Source organism: Alcanivorax sp. HI0083, assembly GCF_001635175.1.
The window spans coordinates 1-715 of the sequence record NZ_LWFX01000457.1 but is presented as its reverse complement, the minus strand read 5'-3'; the positions used below and the strand labels follow the sequence as shown (position 1 = coordinate 715).

Annotated in this window: 1 protein-coding gene and 2 tRNA genes; 2 read left to right on the top strand and 1 reads right to left on the bottom strand. The window is 54.4% G+C overall.

Features of this window, described 5'->3' with window-relative positions; genetic code table 11:
* The coding region (locus A3754_RS04690) for a glutathione S-transferase N-terminal domain-containing protein (protein WP_197468461.1) at nucleotides 1–206 on the bottom strand (206 nt) is incomplete at its 3' end.
* Between the two features lie 185 nt (nucleotides 207–391).
* Here A3754_RS04690 and A3754_RS04685 point away from each other — a divergent pair.
* Nucleotides 392–467 (top strand) — tRNA-Glu (locus A3754_RS04685).
* 33 nt (nucleotides 468–500) lie between these two features.
* Nucleotides 501–576, top strand: a tRNA-Gly gene (locus tag A3754_RS04680).
* The last annotated feature ends 139 nt before the right edge of the window (nucleotides 577–715 follow it).

The following is a 715-nucleotide window of genomic DNA, read 5'->3' as shown; positions in this document are numbered from 1 at the left end:
GCACAAATGGCAGCGGAGTCGGCGAGGAACTGACCATCCACTTCCAGTGCAGGAATCCGCTTCATGGGGCTGATTTTTTCATAGCCTTCCGGCGGGTTGTTGGGATCGACATGGACGGATTCGAATTCGATTCCTTTCAGTGCCAAAGCAACCCGGGTCTTGCGGACGAAAGGTGACAGGGCGGCCCCGTACAGCTTGATGGACATACTTCTCTCCCGATAAATGAATGTTTTTTCGCCAATTTGATGGAATCGGCAGGGTTATAGCGCGCCATTACTAGAGCAGCATGACTTTTTCGGGTCAATGATGGTCTGCGACAAAATTTTTCCTTGACGATTGCCCGGCAGATACCTATTCTACGCGCCGCTTTGACGCACCAAGTCAAGCCCGGGTCCCCTTCGTCTAGTGGCCCAGGACACCGCCCTTTCACGGCGGTAACAGGGGTTCGACTCCCCTAGGGGACGCCACTTATTCGTTAGCGTAAGCTGGCAGCAAGACAAGCGGGAATAGCTCAGTTGGTAGAGCACGACCTTGCCAAGGTCGGGGTCGCGAGTTCGAATCTCGTTTCCCGCTCCAAATAGAAAAGGGACCCAATCGGGTCCCTTTTTTTATGCCGCTCTGCGGCTGCAACACGCATACACGCGACCCACACCTAAGGAACCTCTGAAAAACTCCTTGCATGCTCAGCGTGGCCTGAAGCGTGCAGCTGTTGCGT